Raw genomic sequence first — 17,393 nt, 5'->3', positions numbered from 1 at the left:
TAGTCAACTATAGAGGGGGAATTGAGCATGAAGGATTATCGAATCGAACGGGACACGATGGGGGAAATTAAAGTCCCGGCTGATGCAAAATGGGGAGCACAAACGCAACGTAGTCTTGAGAACTTTAAAATCGGTGCAGAAAAGATGCCGCTTGAGATTATACGTGCCTTCGCGATCTTGAAAAAAGGGGCGGCCCTCGCCAACGCTGAACTTGGAGTACTGGAAGAAGAGAAAGCTGAAATCATTGCGGAAGTAGCCGATGAGATTTTAGAAGGAAAGTACGACGCTGAATTTCCGCTCGTTGTCTGGCAAACGGGATCGGGTACCCAATCAAACATGAATGTCAACGAAGTAATCGCGAATATTGCGAATATCAAATTGCATGCGCGTGAGCAATCGATTTGGATTCATCCGAATGATGATGTCAACAAATCGCAGAGCTCGAATGACACGTATCCGACAGCGATGCACATTGCGGCCATCCTTTCCGTGCAAGATGACGTCTTGCCGGCAATCGATGCCCTTCACCAAACTCTTTCGCAAAAAGCGGAAGCGTATATGGATATCGTCAAAATCGGACGCACACATCTTCAAGATGCGACACCGGTCACGCTCGGTCAGGAAATCAGCGGCTGGGTGCGGATGCTCGAACTCTCAAAACAAATGATTGAACGGACGATTGAACCATTGACAGAGCTTGCTCTCGGTGGAACAGCTGTCGGTACCGGAATCAACGCCCATCCAGAATTCGGGGAAGTCGTGGCGAAAAAGATTTCTGAAGAGACAGGTAAACCGTTTGTCACGGCCGTAAACAAATTCCACGCTCTTACAAGTCACGATCAACTCGTCTTTACACATGGTGCTTTAAAAGCGTTAGCGATGGATGCAATGAAGATCGCGAACGATGTGCGGTGGTTGGCATCGGGTCCACGTGCGGGGATCGGCGAAATTACGATTCCTGAGAATGAGCCAGGAAGTTCAATCATGCCAGGGAAAGTCAATCCGACACAAAGTGAAGCGCTCACGATGGTTGCCGCCCAAGTTCTTGGTAACGACGCGACGATTGGTTTCGGGGCGAGCCAAGGGAACTTTGAACTGAACGTCTTCAAACCGGTCATCATGTATAACTTCTTACAGACTTGTCGTCTCTTGACGGACAGCCTACATTCATTCAACGATCATTGTGCAATCGGGATCGAGCCGAATCATGATGTGATTTCTCGTAACGTGGAACAGTCGCTCATGCTCGTCACAGCACTCAACCCACATATCGGATATGAAAATGCTGCGAAAATTGCGAAACTGGCACACAAAAACGGTACTTCTTTAAAAGAGGCGGCATTGGAAACGGGATTATTGACAGAAGAGCAATTTGATCAATGGATTCGTCCTGAAGAGATGACATCACCGAACCTAAAAGTGAAAAAATAACACAAAGCGGTCGCAAGACCGCTTTTTATATGTCTATTTTAGGACGTAAGCACTAGGGATATGTAAAACAATAGAAAATAAATAAGGAAATAGTTGTATTTTATCTGTAGAAGTCGCATAATCGATACATAAGAGAATTCGGGGAGTACGAACATAGGGGGGACGAAGATGGAGCAAGGTCAACTCACTGAGCGTATACATATGATTTTAAAAAAAATATCAGAGTCTAGACAAATTCCTAAATCCGATATCGAGTTTCTACTTGATTGGGTGAAGAAAGAGGTTAGACAGCGACGCTTTATGCATCTGTTAGAAATATTTAGTCGTGTCGAGTCTGATGCGAAGGAGTTGCCTAGCGTCCTTACCCAAGCAGAGGCAATGACCTTGATCTCACCGGTGAAACGATACATCCATACCGTTCTAGGAATCGAACAAGAAGACGAGGACCTCGTTCTAATCTTATCAGCAAGTTTTTCGACATTTAGTCGGTATAAATCGCGTGTTGAGAAGCTTGGAGCACGTCCTGTATTCTTACAAACACTCGAAGAAGCGGTCGAGTATGACTATGAGGACGTCCCAAAAGCCATCATCATGGACGTTGAACTATGGCCACAGTTTAAAGAACGTGACATCCAATCGTTTGTGAGCAAGATGAGAAAACTTTACGTCCCGCTCATCGTCATCGGTACGAATGAGCATTATCGTCTCGCTGCCTATTCCTATGGATTCGATGACTATTGGGAATCATGGGTACCGATGGAGGAGCGGTTAGTCCGTCTTGGTCTACATATTGAAAAGTCTCGTTTAGTTTCAAAGGCATTACTTGTCGATGAACTGACGGGTGCGTTCAACCGAAAATATTTAAAAGCGACGTTTTCTCGCTTCATCTCAAGGTTAGAGCGCTCTGGTGAGAGCTTTGCCGTTGCGCTACTTGATATCGACCATTTCAAACAGTTGAACGATACGTTCGGTCACTCTTATGGGGATGACGTTCTTCATCGGGTCTCGGAAGAAATCCGACACGCGATTCGATCGAGTGATGAACTCATCCGTTATGGAGGAGAAGAGTTTTTAATTCTTTTGAACGTATCTGACCGAGCGATTGTCGAATCGGTGTTAGAGCGCGTCCGTACCCGGATTGAAGAGATGGAGTTCCCGTATGAGCATCAAGTGACCGTATCAATTGGATATACCCGTGTCTGTCAGACAGGATATACGCTTGGCGAATGGTGTGCTTACGCGGATGAGGCACTCTACAAGGCGAAACGTGATGGTCGAAATCGCGTCGTCCGATACACGTCGGCGGTTCGTGAGGAAAAACGGATTGCTTACGTGACGATGTCCGAGAACACGTACACTTCGCTTGCGAACCGGTTGCCAAAAGAGCATCGTCGCTATGAGGTCGTGTATCGTCCGTACGAAGCGTATTCTTGTAACGACAACATCGAAATGTTCGTCTTAGACGATACCCGCGCCCATGAAGCGAGAGGAACGCTCTCTGCTGTGAAAGAACAGCGTGGTAAATATAGTCATATCCTCGCGGTTTCGAAGCGTACAGCATCCGAACTAGAAGCGATTTATGATGACTACGCTGATGATAATCAAGATGAAGTTATCACGAAAAAAATTGAACAGTGGTTAGAAAAACTACCTGACTAAAAAGCAGACATCGATTAATGATCGATGTCTGCTTTTTCATATTGTATGAACGAAAAGGCATATGCATGTCTTTCATCTTGTGGATGATCTGTCTGATTTTGAATCGTCCATGAACCGCTCCGTGCAGGGTAATACGTGTCTGCCTCGAACGTGGATTTTACTTCGGTGGCATAGATTCGACTCGTCATCGACATGGTCTGTTCATATAGCGTCGCGCCGCCAATGATAAACCATTCCTCGTTTTGACTTTCTTCGACGAGACGTTCTAAATCATGCCACACTTCAATGTGATCCCCTTTAAAAGTAGGATCGGACGTCACGACGATATTCCGTCGGTTCGGCAATGCCTTTCCAATCGATTCAAACGTTTTTCTTCCCATGACGACGGTGCCACCAGACGTGACAGATTTGAAGTGTTTCAAATCATCCGGCAATCGCCACAATAAATCATTGTCTTTCCCGATTTCCCGATTTAGTCCGTATGCGACGACGTGTGAAATCATACGCTCACTTCTCCTTTAATGTGTGGATGCGGGTCATATCCGAGAATCTCAAAGTCTTCAAAACGGAATGATTCAATTGAAGATACGTCTCGGACAATCTTAAGTTGTGGTAACGGACGAGGGTCACGCGACAGCTGAAGTTCCACTTGCTCGAGATGGTTATGATAAATATGAGCATCTCCAAGGGTGTGGACGAAATCGCCAACTTCTAGACCGGTCACATGGGCGACCATGTGTGTGAGAAGCGCATACGATGCGATGTTGAATGGAACGCCTAAAAACGTATCAGCACTTCGTTGATACAGCTGGCAAGAGAGCTTCCCGTCAGCGACATAGAATTGGAAAAGTAAATGACACGGTGGAAGGGCCATCTCATCGAGTTGCCCGGGATTCCATGCGGAGACGATCAAGCGTCTTGAATCAGGATTCGTTTTGATTTGTTCAATCACTTGAGCCAGTTGATCGACGGACGAGCCGTCCGGGCGTGGGAAAGAGCGCCACTGTGAGCCGTATACCGGACCGAGGTTTCCTTTTTCATCTGCCCATTCATTCCAAATCCGGACTCCGTTCTCTTGTAGGTAACGAATGTTCGTTTCTCCTGAAATGAACCAAAGGAGTTCATGGATGATCGAACGAGTATGTAACTTTTTCGTCGTGATTAAAGGGAATCCTTCCTGCAAATTGAATCGCATTTGATAGCCAAAAACGCTGGTCGTCCCTGTGCCGGTACGGTCTTCTTTCACTACTCCATTTTCGAGGATGTGTCGACATAAATCATGATATTGCTTCATAAGGTGATGAACCTCCTTTTAAATCTTCGATGACTAAAGGATAACACAAGATATAGTATCTAGGAGTGTATTCCATCCATATACTGAAAAAACAACCTTGATTCTTCGTTTTCGCGAACCTCTGTTTCGGGTATAATGGGGAATGAACAAAAGGAGGGGTTTGATGAAACTACAAGGAAAGAAAGTCCTTCAACTTGTCAGTAATGACTTCGAGGATTTAGAACTTTGGTATCCTGTACACCGTCTTCGTGAAGAAGGTGCGCACGTCATTTTAGCCGGGGAAAAGGCAGACCATGCCTACACTGGAAAGTATGGTGTGCCGGCGAAGTCGGATGTATCATTCGATGATGTGGATATCACATCGTTTGATGCGATTCTCGTACCAGGTGGCTGGTCGCCTGACTTGTTGCGCCGTTTTGATTCGGTGAAAGGCTTCGTCCGTTATATGGATGAACAAAAACGACCAATCGGCCAAATTTGCCATGCTGGATGGGTCTTGATTTCAGCGAATATTTTGGACGGGGTGAACGTCACGAGTACACCAGGAATCAAGGACGACATGGAAAACGCAGGCGCCATTTGGCATGACGAACCTGTTGTCGTCGATGGACATATCGTCTCAAGTCGTCGACCACCCGATCTACCAGACTACATGCGTGCGTTTATCGACGTGTTCGCAAAACAGTAATTGAATCATAAAGGAGCTATACAACGTTGAACTTAAAATCGAATCCACTACTTCGTAAATCAATGCAGTCTACAGCTTACAGTGCCGAGCCGATGACGAAAGCAGGGACATGGTCAAAAGTGTTCACCTTGCTTCTTCTCGTCACAGCGGCAGCCGGAACGACGTGGCTCGTCGTTCCTACAATCGGGGAAGGGCTCTTGTTCCCGCTCATGATCGGGTCACTCATCCTCGGTTTCATCTTTGCGTTACTCATCACGTTCAAGCCGAATACGGCACCAGTCGTTGCACCGCTATACGGAATTGTCGAGGGTGTCTTCGTCGGTTCAATCTCATACTTCTTTGAAGCGATGGTCCCTGGTATTGTCGGCCGTGCCGTCATGACGACGTTCGTCGTTGCTTTTGCGATGTGGTTCGTCTATACGACAGGTCTTGTCAAAGTGACGCAAAAATTCAGAGCAGGTGTCATGGCTGCGATGTTTACGGTCATGTTATTGTACCTTGTCCAACTCGTCATGAGCCTATTCGGTTCAGGATTGGCGTTTATGACAGGTTCAAGCCCACTTGCAATCGGCGTACAGTTTGTCATTGTCATCGTCGCTTCGCTCGCCCTCGTCTTAGACTTCGATTTCATCGCACGTCAAGTCGAAGAGCGGGCACCAAAACAATTAGAATGGGTTGCCGCGTTTGGTTTAATCGTCACGCTCGTCTGGTTGTATATTGAATTGTTAGACTTATTGTATCGTCTAGCGATGAGAGAATAACAATCAATCATCGATCCATTGGGTCGATGATTTTTTCACGAAAGGATGTGTTCATCTGTCTGAAAAGGCAGGTACATGATGAAAAAAATTGTGATTATTGGGTCGGGCATTGTTGGTGTCTCCACAGCCTATCATTTAGCTGGAAAAGCTGACGTGACGGTCATCGACCGTAAGGAAGAAGGACGGGCGACAGATGCGGCGGCAGGAATCGTCTGTCCATGGATTGCGCAGCGGCGTAACAAAGCATGGTATGCACTCGCTAAAGGTGGTGCTCACTATTATCCGCATGTCGTGAAAGAGTTAGAAGCTGAAGGGGAGACAGACACCGGATATAAACGTGTCGGGACACTTGCCCTCCATGAAGAGTCCAAACTTGATCAAATGATGGAGCGGACGATGGTTCGTCGCGAAGAAGCACCAGAAATCGGTGATTTAGAGCGATTGACATCAGAAGAGGCACAACGTCTTTTCCCTCCACTATCAGATGAATATGATGCGCTTCTAGTCAAAGGTGGCGCACGTGTGGATGGTGGGAAATTCCGTGCAGCACTTGAACGAGTCGCTATGAAACGTGGTGTGAAATTTGTATACGGTTCGGCACGGTTGACCGACGGGGACGCGATTGGCGTCGAGTGTGACGGAGTTCGATATGATGCGGATGAAATCATCCTTGCGACTGGGGCGTGGCTCCCGGAGCTGTTACAGCCTCTCGGATATACGGTACGTGTCGATGGAGAGAAGGCGCAACTCGTTCACGTCCAGTTAAAAGATACCGATGCCTCGAATTGGCCGGTTGTCATGCCGCCAAGGCGACGTTATCTACTTGGATTTGAAGACGGGAAGGTCGTGATCGGCTCGACCCATGAGAAAGGTAAAGCGTTCGATGTTCGCCCGACGGCGATCGGTGTCCACGAAGTGCTGACGAAAGGGCTTGAATCAGCACCAGGACTTGCGGAAGCAGAACTCATCGAGACGAAAGTCGGTTTCCGTCCGGTCACACCGAACTCGATTCCTGTACTCGGGAGAGTACCGGGGGCGAATCAATTGCTTGTGGCGAACGGACTAGGGTCATCCGGTTTGACGGTCGGTCCGTTCATCGGAAAAGTGTTAAGTGACCTCGTGCTGACGGGCGAATGTGAAGTGGACCTTTCACTCTATCCGATTGAAGACTTTATATTCAAAGCATAAGAAAAGGTGGCTGTCTCTTTATAGACAGTCACCTTTTTAGCGTTTAATGACCCCATTCAAAAAGAAATGAAAATAGTCTTCCATCGTCTCTTTCATGTCTCCGATTGAAAAATGCGGGTCGGATAGGATGGCCTGTTGCATCAATTGAACGTACCGTAAGTAGGAAGTGGTCGATAATGTGGCATCAATAGTGCCTTTTTGTTTTCCGTATTCGATTAAACGGGCGAAAGATGCATAACCACGAGACGCCAACTGCTCCCAGTTCGGATCTTGTTGAATCATCGTAGTGATGGTCTCATCAAAAAGAACAGCCGTTTTGATTTTTCGTTTCAAAATATCGACGAGTAACGTCTCAAACGGAGCGTTCGACTCAATTTGTTCATCAATCCAACTCATTTGTTCTTCCGTCATCTGCTGCAACACTTCAATGATGACTTGTTCTTTCGAGCCGAAGTAATTGTAAATCGAGACGGGAGAGACATGAGCTTGCTTCGCGAGTTCACTTACGGTAAACCGAGATTGTTTCTCCGTCATCAAGTCATATGCGGCACGTAAGATGGCCTGTCTTTTTTCCTCGGTGCGTTTTGCGAATCCATCCATAGGTCGGAGCGTTCCTTTCTATAGTTTTGTAATAAATATACCATTTCCATTTCAAAAAAGAACGTGATATACTAGTTTTGTAATCATATTAATCTTATATTTCAAAAAAGGAGGGTTTGTGATGATTCGGATTGAACGATTGACAAAACGATTCGATGCAACCCACGGTATTTTTGATGTGTCACTCGATGTGTTACCCGGTACGATTTTTGGATTCATCGGACCGAACGGTGCTGGGAAATCGACGACAATTCGTCATCTAATGGGTCTGTTGAAACCGAGCGAAGGGAAGGCGACCATTAACGGGTTCGACTGCTGGAGCGAAACCGAGCAGGTCAAACGAAATGTCGGTTATTTGCCTGGAGAAATCAATTATCCACAACATATGACCGGAGAAGAAATCATTCGGTTGACACGGCATTTGCATAAAACGGATCCTGCACGAGAGCGACGACTTCGGGAGCGATTCGCGTTCGATGAGTCGACGAAAGTTCGGAAGATGTCTAAAGGGATGAAACAAAAGCTCGCCATCATCACGTGCTTCATGAAAGAGGCACCCGTCTATATTCTGGATGAGCCGACGAGCGGACTCGATCCGCTCATGCAGGAACGTCTGATTGATTGGCTAATCGAAGAAAAAGAAGCAGGTAAGGCGATTCTGATGAGCTCTCACCATTTTCCTGAGATGGAGCGGACGTGTGATCGAGCCGCATTGATTAAAGACGGGCGCATCATTATTGAGGAAGATATGGAAGAGCTTAGACAGCACAGTGTGAAACGATATCAGATTGAGTTTTCTTCTGAGGCAGAGGCAATCCGATTCACCGACACGACTGGAACGCGAGATGGAATACACGTAGAAGTCGCCATCACGTCGCCAGAAGACTTGAACAACTTGATTCGAACGCTTGCCGACTATGAGATTCGTTCATTGGAGAGTGGCGCTGACGAACTCGAACACTTGTTTATGCAGTATTACGGGGAGGCGACATAAATGTTAATACGCTCAATGTTTAAACAGAATCGCGGTTGGATTCTCGGTTATTCGGTCGGGACAAGCGTCTATCTCTTCTTTTTGGCCGCTATATTCCCATCCATTCAGGAAACGGGACTGATTGAGGCGAAATTAGAGTCACTTCCACCTGAGTTACTCGAAGTGTTTCAAATTGATGCGACGATGGCGATGGATAATCTGCTCAATTTATTGTCGAGTAACTACTATGGATTGATTTTTTATGTACTCGCCGTGTTGTTTGCGTTGACGTTCGCCTCGAAACTTCTTGCCAAACCGGTCGATTCAGGTGAAATCATGCTGTATATGGCTGCCCCGATTTCTCGTGTCACATATGTATGGTCTACGTTCATCATCCTGGTCATTGCAGTAGGGTTGTTTGTCGGGTTGAATGGCTTCAGTCTCATGGTGGCAGATGTATTGTTCGATTTACAAATCGACTATGCGGTTCTATGGATGCTTCAATTGAACGGAGCGCTTATGCTTCTCGTATTAGGTGTCGTTGCCTATATGCTGGCCAGTTTGTTTGATGACAGTAGTAAATCTTATATGGTCACCGGCGGAATCTTCACGTTCTTCTTGATGGTAAATATTATCAACGGAGTAAGCGAGCAGTTCGAATGGTTAGGGAACATCTCTTTCTTCTCTCTCTTCGATGCTCCGGCAATCATGCGTGAAGAGTTCGGTGGCGTTCACTTTATTTGGTTAATCGGCTTGTTAATCGTGTTTTCAGCACTCTCATTCTTCCGCTTTACCCGAAAAGATTTAACGATTTAGTTTTCCGAAATAAATTGTCGGGTATGATACAATCAGCTCGTTAGAAAGAAAAGGGGATGAATGAAATGTTATATGCTACGTTACGAAACAAAGTAGAGATTCCGATGATTGGGTTTGGGGTATGGCAAGTCGACAATGAGACAGAGGCACCAGCTGCTGTCGTCGAGGCACTCAAGACTGGCTATCGCCATATCGACACGGCTGCCATTTATAAAAATGAAGAAGGCGTCGCAAAAGGGATTAAAATCTCTGGAATCGACCGTTCAGACCTATTCATCACATCGAAAATTTGGAATGATGATATTCGTGAAGGGAAGACGAAAGAAGCGTTTGAAGACTCATTAAAACGCCTCCAGACAGACTATTTAGACCTTTGTCTGCTTCACTGGCCTGTTGATGGTTTCGTCGATGCTTGGAAGGACCTAATCGAACTATACGAAGCTGGAAAGATTAAAGCAATCGGTGTTTCCAACTTCAAAGAACATCATCTTGAGACGTTAAAAGAAGAAGGACTGATGGCACCACTCATCAACCAAGTAGAACTTCATCCACAGCTTCCACAACCGGATTTGTTGGACTATTGCCAGGATGAAGGCATTCAAATTGAGGCGTGGAGTCCACTTATGCAAGGGAAGTTCTTGGATATCGATGCCTTCTCGGAGATTGCGGAGAAGCATGGAAAAACACCTGCACAAGTCGTGCTTCGTTGGCACCTCGAGTCAGGTCATGTCGCATTGCCAAAATCGGTGACACCGCACCGAATCCGTGAAAACTTCGACGTATTCGACTTCTCACTTGATGCGGACGATTTGGCGAAAATCGACCAGGTGGCGACAGGTGAACGTCTTGGACCAGATCCAGACGAAATCGACTTTTAATGACAAGGGGCTCGTATTTGCGAGCCCCTTTCTACGTGTAGAGTCACATGGATGCGGGTAATGATTACTATGTTGCTAAAAGGAGGTGTTTGATCTTCATTCAGAAGATCGTGCTTATGGACTTATCAAAATGGCCAATTGTCAACTGGGTCGCTTTTTTAGCGACCGTCGTCATCAATTATTTTGCGAGCGGAGATAATGCCGCGGTTTCAGACCGGATTGACATCTACTTTAAACCGGCGGGTTACGCCTTCTCCATTTGGGGCGTCATCTATGTCGCATTACTTGTCTGGTTAGTCTTACAATTGAAAAAAGGGACGACGGCGAATCGACAGGCCGAACGTATGAAAGCTGGATTCCTGATTTCATGTGTGTTGAACGGATTGTGGCTTCTCGCATTTACGAATGAGTGGTTCGTACTCTCGCTCGTGATCATGGTGGCATTCTTAGTGTCTCTATGCTGGCTGTACTATATTGCATTCCGCACATCTACGAGTTGGCTCGACCGCTTCCCATTCTCAATCTATATCGGTTGGGTGTCGGTCGCAACGATTGTCAACACGTTCGTCGTGATGAAGACAGAACAGATTACTTCTCTGTTAGGTTTGGATGAACTTGCATGGACATCGCTCATGCTGATGGTCGGTGTTGTATTAGCCTTACTCTTCATGTGGTGGCACCACGATTTCATTTATCCGCTCGTATTCGTTTGGGCCTATATCGGTATTTTCGCAAGAATCGAAGAAGGGACACTTTATGTCGTCATCGTTAGTGCGCTCGCATTGCTTGCGATTGGATATATCGGTTTGATCTTGTGGAAGCGTCCGAAATCGTTTTTGCATCACCCGCGAAAAACAGTTGAACACTAAGTTCGAAAGGGATGTCTATAAAGATATCCCTTTTTTTATGTTCTTAAGAACCTATAAATAAATAATATTCATGGATATTTATTCTTTATCTAACATAACTAAAACGATAAAACCTATTGATATCAGCTATGTATACGCTTTCAATCGTAATAGATTCAATTCCTATTATGCAAAAATACATACAGTCCACTTGATTTTTCAGAATATTTAGAACAGAATGTTAATTACGAAACTGTGAGTGAAAGGGGTCGATGATATGAGTCGAGTTGGACTGTATGACTCAAGATTTGAGAAAGACGCGTGCGGGATTGGATTATACGTCAATTTAAACGGACTAAAAAAACATGAGATTGTCCGTAAATCACTCTCGATGCTATGTAAATTAGAGCACCGAGGAGGGCAAGGTGTCATCGATGCCGGTGATGGTGCGGGTATTATGACTGAAATCCCACATGAACTTTTCACGCAAACGATGAACCTTCCGTCACCTGGTCGTTACGCTGTCGGAATGGTTTTTTTTCAGCCATCAGACGATCGGCTAAAGGAAAAAATAAATTTGATGGAACGCATGGCAGATGAATTAGACTGTTCGACTATCGAGTGGCGAGAAGTACCCGTGGACGCAACGCAAATCGGGGAACATGCACGCGTGACGCAACCGGTCATTTATCAGTGGTTCATCTCTTGTCCGTTTCTCGATGAAGATGCGAATGAACGTGTGTTCTATGAACTCCGACGAAAGATTGAAAAAGTTGAATCGCTAAACTTATATATTGCGAGCCTGTCGACGAGAACGATTGTATATAAAGGAATGCTGACGCCAGTTCAAATTGATGCCTTTTATTTGGACTTGCAATCACCGTATTATAAGAGCACGTTCGGAATCGTTCACTCTCGCTTCTCAACAAATACGTTTCCTTCATGGGAACGTGCACACCCAAACCGGATGATTGTCCATAATGGAGAAATCAACACGTTACGAGGCAATATCGATGCGATGCGAGCGCGCGAAGGGGTCACATCGACCGATTTGTTTGAGGATGTGAATCATTTGTTCCCAGTTCTCCAAGAGGACGGCAGTGATTCGTCGATGCTTGATAATGCCTTCGAGTTCTTCACGCGCACCGGTCGATCGATTGCGCATACGGCGATGATGTTGATTCCCGAACCGTTTGTTGAAGGTAAGATGGAACCGTTCAAACGTGACTTCTATCAATATCACTCATCCATCATGGAGCCGTGGGATGGTCCAACGGGCGTCGTATTTACCGATGGTCGACAAATCGGTGCAATTTTAGACCGGAACGGGTTACGCCCGATGCGTTACGTCGAAACATTAGACGGAGAATTAATCCTGTCATCAGAGACAGGAGTCATCCCTGTCGATGCCGAGAACGTCAAATCAAAACAGCGCCTACGACCTGGACAATTGCTCTTGATCGACTTGATTGAGAAACGTTTGATTCCCGATCAGGAAATCAAGGAGACGATTGCAAAATCGGAGCCGTATCATAAATGGCTCAAACAAATGATGAAAGTGGAAGATAGAGGTGTTCAGGAACAAGACGTCTCAGAACTCGATCGTGTGCAACGCGCGTTCGGGTATACAAAAGAGGATATCGAACAGTATATGATTCCATTGATCAACGACGAGAAAGATCCGATTGGGTCGATGGGACATGATCAACCAATCGCAGTCCTCTCTACCCGTCCTCGGTCACTCTTCCATTACTTTAAGCAACACTTCGCGCAAGTGACGAACCCGCCAATTGATGCCTTACGGGAGAAAATTGTCACAGCGACGTTCACTTGGATTGGTCCGCAAGGCGATCCGGTCCATACCGGACGCGGTCATGCGAAACGTGTGTGGCTGGATCATCCAATCATCGATGGTTCAACACTCAATCAAATCGGTGAGCGACTCAAGCTCATACGCGTCGATACGACGTTTACAAATGATTTAGAGGCGTCGCTTGAAGCCCTTTTGCAACACGTCAGCGAGATTGTACGAAATGGTGCGAACGTCATTGTCCTATCTGACCGTTATATGTCACGTGATTGGGCTGCGATGCCGGCGCTCCTCGTGCTCAGTGCCGTTCACCAACATTTGATTCGCGAGAACTTGAGATCGAACTGTAGCGTGATTTGTGAAAGTGGGGAAGTGCGAGAAGTGCATCAGGCTGCCACTTTGATCGGTTATGGGGCCGATGCGGTATACCCTTACGTTGCCTATGCAACGATTCAACACTTGGTCGAACATGAACAAATCGCTCATTCATTTGAAGCGGCAATTCGCTCCTATCAAAAAGCAGTCGTGGAAGGCATCGTCAAAATCATGTCGAAAATGGGAATCTCGACGATCCAAAGTTATCGTGGGGCTCAAATTTTCGAAGCGGTCGGATTAGACCGTGATTTGATTGAAACGCATTTCCGGGGGACGACGTCTCAACTATCAGGGATTGGATTCGTTGAATTAGAAGACGAGGCAAAAACGCTCCACAAACACGCATATGAGACAAATCGCCCGCTCGAAGCGGGAAGTGATTTCCAATGGCGTGCAGACGGAGAGGAACATGCATTCAATCCGAAGACGATTCACTTGTTGCAACGAGCCTGCCGTGAGAATGAACGAAAATATTACGATGCCTACGTAAAATTGCATGAGTCATCGGGACAATTTATCCGTCAGTTGTTCGCGTTTAAGGAACAACGTCCGGTGGCGATTGATGAGGTGGAACCGATCACGTCGATCGTACGCCGCTTTAAGACGGGGGCGATGTCGTTCGGATCCTTGTCGAAAGAAGCACACGAGACGCTCGCTATTGCGATGAACCAAATCGGTGCGAAAAGTAACTCAGGTGAAGGTGGGGAAGACCGTGCTCGCTTTGTTCCGGATGAATTCGGGAACGAACGCATCAGCCGCATCAAACAAGTGGCGAGTGGCCGTTTCGGCGTGACGGCGGAATATCTATATCATGCCGATGAGATTCAAATCAAGATGGCACAAGGGGCAAAACCGGGGGAAGGTGGACAACTTCCAGGGAACAAGGTGTATCCATGGGTCGCCGAAGTCCGGGGATCGGTCCCTGGCGTCGGACTCATCTCGCCGCCTCCGCATCACGATATTTATTCGATTGAGGATTTGGCACAACTTATTTTTGACTTAAAACATGTGAACCCGAACGCGAAAATCAGTGTCAAACTCGTTTCAAAATCAGGGGTTGGGACGATTGCAGCAGGCGTGGCGAAAGCGAACGCGGATACGATTGTCATTAGCGGATACGACGGTGGGACCGGTGCTTCTCCGAAAACATCAATTAAGCATACAGGTCTTCCGTGGGAACTCGGTCTCCTAGAGACACATCAAACGCTCGCATTGAACGGACTCCGGGGAAGAGTCACGCTCGAGACGGACGGGAAGCTTATGACGGGTCGCGATATCGTCATGGCAGCCATCTTCGGTGCCGAAGAGTTTGCGTTTGCGACAGCACCGCTCGTCGTTCTCGGATGTATCATGATGCGCGCTTGTCATTTAGATACTTGTCCGGTCGGTGTGGCGACACAAGACCCGGTACTTCGTCAGAAATTTATGGGGAAACCAGAGCATGTCGTCAACTTGATGACGTTCTTGGCTGAAGAAGTGCGGGAAATCTTGGCGTCACTCGGTGTCACATCACTCGACGAAGTGGTCGGTCGAACAGATCTACTCGAAGAAAGCGTGTGGAAGACGAATCATCCGAAAGCGCGACGTCTAGATTTGTCTCCAATGCTTTCGATGCCGACACCGTTGCCGGAACGAGAAGAACTCACTCATCCGGCATACCGTTCATACGATCATCGTAAGCTCATCCCGGCTGTATCACGTTCCATCACTTCTGCCCAACCGACGTTCTTCGTAGGTCGCATCCGAAACACCGATCGAGCCGTCGGAACACAGTTAGGTTTTGAAGTGACGAAAGTTCATGGTCAGGTCGGTTTACCGGACGATACGATTTCGCTTCGCCTTAGTGGATCTGCCGGACAAAGTTTGGGGGCATTTTTACCGAACGGGATCACGATCTCTGTCATTGGCGATGCGAACGATTATATCGGCAAAGGCTTGAGCGGAGGGAAATTGGCATTGATTGCTGAAAAGCATGCGCCGTTTGATGAAAGTGAACAAATGATTGCCGGTAACGTCTGCTTGTACGGAGCGACGAGCGGTCAGGCGTTCTTCAACGGACATGTCGGTGAGCGGTTCGCCGTTCGTAACTCTGGTGCGACGGCAGTCGTCGAAGGAGTCGGGGATCACGGGTGTGAATATATGACCGGTGGGACGGTGCTTGTACTCGGACAGATAGGACGAAATTTTGCCGCCGGTATGTCCGGTGGGACAGCTTATATTTACGGAGCGCAAGCCTATGAACAACTCGTCAATGAGGAGCTTGTCTCCGTCGTACGGGAGTTGGGCGATGAAGATATCGAACAAATTTATGCGCTTCTTGAAGCGCACCAATTCCACACAGACAGCGTCAAAGCACGGACGATTTTAGAGTCATTTGAACAAGTACGTTCACACTTTGTGAAAGTCGTTCCGAGAGACTACGCGAACGTCTTAGATGTGATGCGTCAAATTGAGGCGGAACGCCCAGAATTGAGTGAAGCAGACAGAGCACTTGAATTGTTCCGTGTCGTGACTGAAGGAGGTACCGTATGAAACATAACTTTTTAAACATCGCGCGAACGACGCTGCCAGAACGTCACGTCGAAGAGCGGGTGAGAGATTATGAGGAATATGCGACGAGAATGGATGATGAATCGGTCCAGCAACAAGCAGCGCGCTGTATGGATTGCGGCACACCGTTCTGTCACGTCGGTGATTTGATTGGTCAGGAGACGATTGGATGCCCGATTCACAACTATATTCCCGAATGGAACAAGCTCGTCACGAAAGCGGACTGGATGGGCGCGTACCATCGATTGATGGAGACGAACAACTTCCCGGAGTTCACGGGAAGGGTTTGTCCGGCACCTTGTGAAGGATCGTGTACACTCGGGATCAGTGAAGATCCAGTCGCCATCAAATCCATCGAGCGAACAATCATCGACCGGGCATTTGAAGAAGGATGGGTGAAACCGAGACCGGTTCATCGAAGAACTGGGATGACGGTCGCTATCATCGGAAGTGGTCCTGCTGGTCTAGCCGCCGCTGATCAATTGAATCAACTGGGACATTCGGTCACAATCATCGAGAAAGCAGATGAAGCGGGAGGACTGCTCATGTATGGCATCCCGAATATGAAACTCGATAAAGATGTCGTAAGACGTCGCGTTCGGTTACTCGAACAAGAGGGAATTGTCATTCGGACGAACGTCGAGGTCGGTACGGATGTAACGGTCGAATCGCTTCGGAACGAATACGATGCGGTCATCTTGGCGACCGGAGCTCAAAAACAGCGCACGCTCGGGATTGACGGAGATGATGCCGTTGGCGTTGAAATGGCGATGGATTATTTGACGGCATCCATGCATGAACGTAAAGGGGCTCCCCTTGCCTCTGATTATGACGCCAAAGACAAAAATGTCATCGTCATCGGAGGAGGAGATACAGGAGCGGACTGCGTGGCGACGGCAATCCGTCAAGGTGCAAAATCAGTCGTTCAATTTGGGAAGCACCCGTCAAAAGGGTTGCTCCGTGCACCAGAGAAACCTTGGCCACTTCAACCTGACACGCTTACGACCGATTATGCGTATGCGGAATCACTCGCGGTCTATGAGAAAGACCCGAGAACATATTTGATTCGCTCCAACCAAATCGTCACGAAAGAAGGACGTGTCACAGGGATTGAAACGGAACGGATGACGAAAGTCGTCAACCCAGATGGTCAAGCGACTTTCTTCGTAGAGGAAGATTCGATGGAGACGTACCCGGCGGACCTCATCCTCGTCGCCATTGGATTTGAACGACCAGAGCACGAGTTGCGGAAAATCGGCGTCGAGAAGACGAAAGATTTCCATACGGCAACGGATAACGTCTTTGTCGCCGGGGATGCGAAGCGGGGGCAAAGCCTGATTGTATGGGCAATTCGAGAAGGACGAGAGGTGGCAGAAGTGGTCGATGCATATCTCGATACTTGCAAGACCGTTTTAAAAACCTCATCATAAAAAGGAGCGACAACTGTCGCTCCTTATCTTTTGTTTAGGAGGAGTTTTATGTTCACCGAAATCCTCATGTATACGGGAATCTGGTTTATTCT

14 protein-coding genes are annotated in these 17,393 nt (G+C 47.2%); 11 read left to right on the top strand and 3 right to left on the bottom strand.

Going from position 1 to position 17,393, the window contains the following annotated elements:
- Positions 1-27: 27 nt before the first annotated feature.
- The gene (fumC, locus tag PJK55_RS03850; RefSeq protein ID WP_214761861.1) at positions 28-1,431 is read left to right on the top strand and encodes a class II fumarate hydratase; all 1,404 of its coding nucleotides are present in this window, start codon (positions 28-30) and stop codon (positions 1,429-1,431) included.
- 168 nt (positions 1,432-1,599) lie between these two features.
- Positions 1,600-3,090 (top strand): GGDEF domain-containing protein, encoded by a 1,491-nt coding sequence (locus PJK55_RS03845; protein WP_271304886.1) that lies wholly within the window; start codon positions 1,600-1,602, stop codon positions 3,088-3,090.
- A gap of 14 nt (positions 3,091-3,104) precedes the next feature.
- Here the strand turns inward: PJK55_RS03845 and PJK55_RS03840 are convergent, their stop codons facing one another.
- Together PJK55_RS03840 and PJK55_RS03835 are read right to left on the bottom strand one after the other, a co-directional pair.
- On the bottom strand, positions 3,105-3,593 hold the full coding sequence (locus PJK55_RS03840) for a dihydrofolate reductase (protein WP_271304885.1): 489 nt from the start codon (positions 3,591-3,593) through the stop codon (positions 3,105-3,107).
- Positions 3,590-4,384 carry a thymidylate synthase gene (locus tag PJK55_RS03835; RefSeq protein WP_271304884.1) on the bottom strand — a complete coding sequence of 265 codons (795 nt, stop codon included), beginning with the start codon at positions 4,382-4,384 and terminating at the stop codon, positions 3,590-3,592. The genes PJK55_RS03840 and PJK55_RS03835 overlap by 4 nt, the downstream gene beginning before the upstream one ends.
- Before the next feature lie 163 nt (positions 4,385-4,547).
- Between PJK55_RS03835 and PJK55_RS03830 the strand changes: the two genes are divergently transcribed.
- The 3 genes from PJK55_RS03830 (at position 4,548) to PJK55_RS03820 (ending at position 7,021) form a co-directional block, all read left to right on the top strand.
- Positions 4,548-5,072, top strand: a complete 525-nt coding sequence (locus tag PJK55_RS03830) for a type 1 glutamine amidotransferase domain-containing protein (protein ID WP_271304883.1) — start codon at positions 4,548-4,550, stop codon at positions 5,070-5,072.
- Positions 5,073-5,098: 26 nt separating this feature from the next.
- Positions 5,099-5,833, top strand: coding sequence for a Bax inhibitor-1/YccA family protein (locus tag PJK55_RS03825; RefSeq protein WP_214692109.1), 735 nt, complete (start codon positions 5,099-5,101; stop codon positions 5,831-5,833).
- Between the two features lie 75 nt (positions 5,834-5,908).
- Positions 5,909-7,021: an NAD(P)/FAD-dependent oxidoreductase gene (locus PJK55_RS03820; RefSeq protein WP_333781795.1), complete on the top strand. Its 1,113-nt coding sequence runs from the start codon at positions 5,909-5,911 to the stop codon at positions 7,019-7,021.
- A gap of 36 nt (positions 7,022-7,057) precedes the next feature.
- On the opposite strand, the gene PJK55_RS03815 is transcribed toward PJK55_RS03820, so the two are convergent.
- Entirely contained in the window at positions 7,058-7,621 is a 564-nt protein-coding gene (locus tag PJK55_RS03815; RefSeq protein WP_271304882.1) for a TetR/AcrR family transcriptional regulator, read from the bottom strand.
- Between the two features lie 121 nt (positions 7,622-7,742).
- Here PJK55_RS03815 and PJK55_RS03810 point away from each other — a divergent pair, with 121 nt between their 5' ends.
- The 6 genes from PJK55_RS03810 (at position 7,743) to PJK55_RS03785 (ending at position 17,301) form a co-directional block, all read left to right on the top strand.
- Positions 7,743-8,615 carry an ABC transporter ATP-binding protein gene (locus PJK55_RS03810; RefSeq protein WP_271304881.1) on the top strand — a complete coding sequence of 291 codons (873 nt, stop codon included), beginning with the start codon at positions 7,743-7,745 and terminating at the stop codon, positions 8,613-8,615.
- Entirely contained in the window at positions 8,616-9,410 is a 795-nt protein-coding gene (locus PJK55_RS03805) for an ABC transporter permease subunit (protein WP_271304880.1), read from the top strand.
- 65 nt (positions 9,411-9,475) lie between these two features.
- Positions 9,476-10,288, top strand: a complete 813-nt coding sequence (locus PJK55_RS03800) for an aldo/keto reductase (protein ID WP_271304879.1) — start codon at positions 9,476-9,478, stop codon at positions 10,286-10,288.
- Between the two features lie 116 nt (positions 10,289-10,404).
- Positions 10,405-11,157 carry a tryptophan-rich sensory protein gene (locus tag PJK55_RS03795; RefSeq protein WP_271304878.1) on the top strand — a complete coding sequence of 251 codons (753 nt, stop codon included), beginning with the start codon at positions 10,405-10,407 and terminating at the stop codon, positions 11,155-11,157.
- A 256-nt stretch (positions 11,158-11,413) separates the two neighbouring features.
- Entirely contained in the window at positions 11,414-15,853 is a 4,440-nt protein-coding gene (gene gltB, locus PJK55_RS03790) for a glutamate synthase large subunit (RefSeq protein ID WP_271304877.1), read from the top strand.
- Positions 15,850-17,301: a glutamate synthase subunit beta gene (locus tag PJK55_RS03785; RefSeq protein ID WP_271304876.1), complete on the top strand. Its 1,452-nt coding sequence runs from the start codon at positions 15,850-15,852 to the stop codon at positions 17,299-17,301. Before gltB ends, PJK55_RS03785 begins: the two co-directional genes overlap by 4 nt.
- Positions 17,302-17,393 lie beyond the last annotated feature (92 nt).

The organism is Exiguobacterium sp. MMG028 (assembly GCF_027947425.1).
Taxonomy (GTDB): domain Bacteria; phylum Bacillota; class Bacilli; order Exiguobacteriales; family Exiguobacteriaceae; genus Exiguobacterium; species Exiguobacterium aestuarii_A.
The sequence above is the reverse complement of the archived record's forward strand: the minus strand, read 5'-3'. Positions and strand labels throughout refer to the sequence as shown.

Coding starts and splice junctions, on each gene's coding strand:
- fumC (WP_214761861.1), top strand. CDS start 28: ATGAAGGATTATCGAATCGAACGGGACACGATGGGGGAAATTAAAGTC.
- PJK55_RS03845 (WP_271304886.1), top strand. CDS start 1,600: ATGGAGCAAGGTCAACTCACTGAGCGTATACATATGATTTTAAAAAAA.
- PJK55_RS03840 (WP_271304885.1), bottom strand. CDS start 3,593: ATGATTTCACACGTCGTCGCATACGGACTAAATCGGGAAATCGGGAAA.
- PJK55_RS03835 (WP_271304884.1), bottom strand. CDS start 4,384: ATGAAGCAATATCATGATTTATGTCGACACATCCTCGAAAATGGAGTA.
- PJK55_RS03830 (WP_271304883.1), top strand. CDS start 4,548: ATGAAACTACAAGGAAAGAAAGTCCTTCAACTTGTCAGTAATGACTTC.
- PJK55_RS03820 (WP_333781795.1), top strand. CDS start 5,909: ATGATGAAAAAAATTGTGATTATTGGGTCGGGCATTGTTGGTGTCTCC.
- PJK55_RS03815 (WP_271304882.1), bottom strand. CDS start 7,621: ATGGATGGATTCGCAAAACGCACCGAGGAAAAAAGACAGGCCATCTTA.
- PJK55_RS03810 (WP_271304881.1), top strand. CDS start 7,743: ATGATTCGGATTGAACGATTGACAAAACGATTCGATGCAACCCACGGT.
- PJK55_RS03805 (WP_271304880.1), top strand. CDS start 8,616: ATGTTAATACGCTCAATGTTTAAACAGAATCGCGGTTGGATTCTCGGT.
- PJK55_RS03800 (WP_271304879.1), top strand. CDS start 9,476: ATGTTATATGCTACGTTACGAAACAAAGTAGAGATTCCGATGATTGGG.
- PJK55_RS03795 (WP_271304878.1), top strand. CDS start 10,405: ATGGACTTATCAAAATGGCCAATTGTCAACTGGGTCGCTTTTTTAGCG.
- gltB (WP_271304877.1), top strand. CDS start 11,414: ATGAGTCGAGTTGGACTGTATGACTCAAGATTTGAGAAAGACGCGTGC.
- PJK55_RS03785 (WP_271304876.1), top strand. CDS start 15,850: ATGAAACATAACTTTTTAAACATCGCGCGAACGACGCTGCCAGAACGT.